The organism is Phyllobacterium sp. (genome assembly GCF_037994405.1).
In the GTDB taxonomy this organism is placed as follows: domain Bacteria; phylum Pseudomonadota; class Alphaproteobacteria; order Rhizobiales; family Rhizobiaceae; genus Phyllobacterium.
The window spans coordinates 1-2,646 of record NZ_JBBNAN010000030.1 but is presented as its reverse complement, the minus strand read 5'-3'; the positions used below and the strand labels follow the sequence as shown (position 1 = coordinate 2,646).

The following is a 2,646-nucleotide window of genomic DNA, read 5'->3' as shown; positions in this document are numbered from 1 at the left end:
CCCAGTGTCTGATACCACAATGCGTAGCGACGAGTATATTTTTGCCGGTGATGATGCCGTCGTTCCATTTCAGGTCGCCAACCTGGATGCACGCGGGCGCGCGGTCCAGTTAGGGGCGACGCTTGACGATATTCTGAGCCGTCACGATTATCCGGAACCGGTCGCCAAGCTCCTCGCAGAGGCAATCGTCCTTACCGTGCTGCTTGGCACGTCGCTGAAATTTGACGGCAAGTTTATCTTCCAGTCGCAGTCCAATGGTCCGGTCGACATGCTGGTGGTTGACTTCCGCACGCCCAATTCGGTTCGCGCCTATGCGCGATACGATGAAGAGCGGCTGGCTGAAGCGATGGCGGCGCATAAAATCTCGCAGGAAGAGCTGATGGGCAGCGGAACGCTGGCACTCACAGTCGATCAGGGTGAATACACACAGCGCTATCAGGGTATCGTTGCGCTCGACGGTTCCAATCTCGAAGAAGTTGCCAAGACCTATTTCCGTCAGTCGGAGCAGATACCGACGGACGTCCGGCTGTCCGTCGCCAAGCTCATTGAGCGCGGTGAAGATGGCAAGCCCGTCGAGCAGTGGCGTGCTGGCGGGTTGATCGTGCAATTCCTGCCTGATTCGGAACTGCGCATGCGCCAGCGTGACCTTCCAGCTGGTGACGAGCCGAATGTTGATGAGGATGACGACAATCTCGTCGAGGATGACGACTGGGCCGAGATTAAAGCGCTCGTCGCAACCATCGAAAGCTCGGAACTGACCGATCCGCAGGTCGGCGCGGAAAGGCTATTGTACCGCCTGTTCCATGAACGCGGCGTGCGGGTTTTCGATGCCGTTGCGGTGAATGATGATTGCTCCTGCTCGCGTGAAAAGATCGCCGGTGTGCTTTCTGGCTTCACTGCCGAGGAGATCACCGACAGCATCGAAGAGGGCATGATCAGCGTAACCTGTGAATTCTGCTCGACGCAGTATGAATTCGATCCGGCAGAATTTCTGCCGAAGAACTAGCGATCGGGAATGCCAGGATGGAAGTGAGAGACAATAACGGTACCGAGCTTCACGACGGCGATTGCGTGACCTTGATCAAGGATTTGAAGGTCAAGGGTACATCCGAGACGATCAAACGTGGCACACTCGTCAAGAATATAAGGTTGAACGGGCGTGAAGGCGAAATCGAGTGCAACACCAAGCAGGTCAAGGGCCTGGTTTTGAAGACAGAATTTCTGAAGAAAGCCTGATCAGGCCCGCATTGGTGCAGTCACTTCGTGGGTAACGGTCACCACGATGAGGATAACGATAAATGCGCAGACGATCAGCCAAAGTGGCCATGCCCGGGTGGATTTCTTCGCCAGCAAGCCGACGATAAGACCGGGAACCAGCACGAGGGCCAACAATTGGCTGGCAGCTTCGGCTTGCGACTTGAAACTGGGCAAGGTGTAGCCGAGAAAATAGGCGCCGATCGCAACCACGAACGCGATGGCTGAACAGGCAAGAGCCTTCAAATAAGGCGATTGTGTACGCTCAATCTCGGTCATCAATTCAATGTCCGTAACTGATCGGGCAGGTCAAGCGAAAAGGCCGGAATCTCGATATCGAAGCGCTCGCCCGTGTCGGTTTGCATCGAATAGCGGCCGACCATGACGCCGGATGTCGTCGTCAAAGGACATCCGGACGAGTATTGAAAACTATCGCCTGGGTCGAGAATGGGCTGCTCGCCGATCACGCCAGGGCCGCGCACTTCTTCGACATGGCCATTTCCGTCGGTGATTTTCCAGTAGCGAGCGCGCAATTGGACCGTGTTCTCGGATTCATTGGAAATGGTAATCCGGTAACCCCACACATAGCGATTTTCTTCCGGATTGGATTGTTCCTCCAGATAGAATGGCTCGACGGTCACTTCGATATCGCGTGTAATAGCTTTGTACATACCTACTCTCTGTTAGAGCAAACTTGGCCTTGCTCTAATGTCCCTGATATCGCGACTCAAGGCCATCGCGTCAACCGTTCTGATATAGGATTGAATTAAAACCTTCGTGAACCGCAACTTTTATTACCAATATTGAAGTGAAGTGTGGTCAGACTAGAAGGAACTCGCCATGATGACTTTGGAAGAGTTTGCCAAAATGGCGCTTTCCTTTCCGGAAAGCATTCAGGCAAGCCATTTCAATACGACGGATTTTCGGGTGAACGGAAGGATATTCGCAACCCTCCGCCCTGAAAAGCAGTGCGGTGTTCTACTGCTGACACGCGGTGATCAGGCGCTCGTGCGCGAAACGTCGGGAGAGATGTTCGAGCCTGTTCCGGGAAGCTGGGGCGAAAAAGGATCGACCTTCGTCATTCTTGATCATGCCGATCCGGAGATGGTGAGACATGCCATGGCTATGGCCTGGAAGAAAGCCGCGCCGAAATCAATTTCGGCGCGGCTTGCACTTTGAGCTAATTAGCGGCCCGAAGCGCTGTATCGAGATCTTCGATGAGATCGTTTACGTCTTCAAGGCCGACAGAGAGGCGCAGCAGGCCGTCGGAAATACCGAGTTCAGCACGCGCCTCATCCGTGAGGTTCTTGTGCGTTGTCGTGGTCGGATGCGTGATCAAGCTCTTTGAATCGCCGAGATTGTTGGAAATCTGGATGATTTCCAGCGCGTTCT

At 54.2% G+C, this 2,646-nt stretch carries 6 protein-coding genes; 3 read left to right on the top strand and 3 right to left on the bottom strand.

Annotated features, from left to right (window positions below; translation table 11 throughout):
* Positions 1-19: 19 nt before the first annotated feature.
* Positions 20-1,006 (top strand): Hsp33 family molecular chaperone, encoded by a 987-nt coding sequence (locus AAAC48_RS02095; protein WP_340652582.1) that lies wholly within the window; start codon positions 20-22, stop codon positions 1,004-1,006.
* A gap of 17 nt (positions 1,007-1,023) precedes the next feature.
* Complete coding sequence (locus AAAC48_RS02090) at positions 1,024-1,236, top strand: alkylphosphonate utilization protein (RefSeq protein WP_340652581.1); 213 nt, start codon at positions 1,024-1,026, stop codon at positions 1,234-1,236.
* Here AAAC48_RS02090 and AAAC48_RS02085 read toward each other — a convergent pair whose 3' ends face one another.
* A complete protein-coding gene (locus AAAC48_RS02085) occupies positions 1,237-1,533 on the bottom strand; it encodes a hypothetical protein (protein WP_340652580.1) in 297 nt (98 codons plus the stop codon). It abuts the gene before it with no gap.
* The gene (gene apaG, locus AAAC48_RS02080; RefSeq protein ID WP_340652579.1) at positions 1,533-1,925 is read right to left on the bottom strand and encodes a Co2+/Mg2+ efflux protein ApaG; all 393 of its coding nucleotides are present in this window, start codon (positions 1,923-1,925) and stop codon (positions 1,533-1,535) included. Before apaG ends, AAAC48_RS02085 begins: the two co-directional genes overlap by 1 nt.
* Before the next feature lie 169 nt (positions 1,926-2,094).
* On the opposite strand from apaG, the gene AAAC48_RS02075 reads away from it, so the two are divergent.
* Positions 2,095-2,433 carry an MmcQ/YjbR family DNA-binding protein gene (locus AAAC48_RS02075; RefSeq protein WP_340652578.1) on the top strand — a complete coding sequence of 113 codons (339 nt, stop codon included), beginning with the start codon at positions 2,095-2,097 and terminating at the stop codon, positions 2,431-2,433.
* A 1-nt stretch (position 2,434) separates the two neighbouring features.
* On the opposite strand, the gene AAAC48_RS02070 is transcribed toward AAAC48_RS02075, so the two are convergent.
* The coding region (locus tag AAAC48_RS02070; protein ID WP_340652577.1) for a PLP-dependent transferase at positions 2,435-2,646 on the bottom strand (212 nt) is incomplete at its 5' end.

Coding starts and splice junctions, on each gene's coding strand:
- AAAC48_RS02075 (WP_340652578.1), top strand. CDS start 2,095: ATGATGACTTTGGAAGAGTTTGCCAAAATGGCGCTTTCCTTTCCGGAA.
- AAAC48_RS02090 (WP_340652581.1), top strand. CDS start 1,024: ATGGAAGTGAGAGACAATAACGGTACCGAGCTTCACGACGGCGATTGC.
- AAAC48_RS02085 (WP_340652580.1), bottom strand. CDS start 1,533: ATGACCGAGATTGAGCGTACACAATCGCCTTATTTGAAGGCTCTTGCC.
- AAAC48_RS02095 (WP_340652582.1), top strand. CDS start 20: ATGCGTAGCGACGAGTATATTTTTGCCGGTGATGATGCCGTCGTTCCA.
- apaG (WP_340652579.1), bottom strand. CDS start 1,925: ATGTACAAAGCTATTACACGCGATATCGAAGTGACCGTCGAGCCATTC.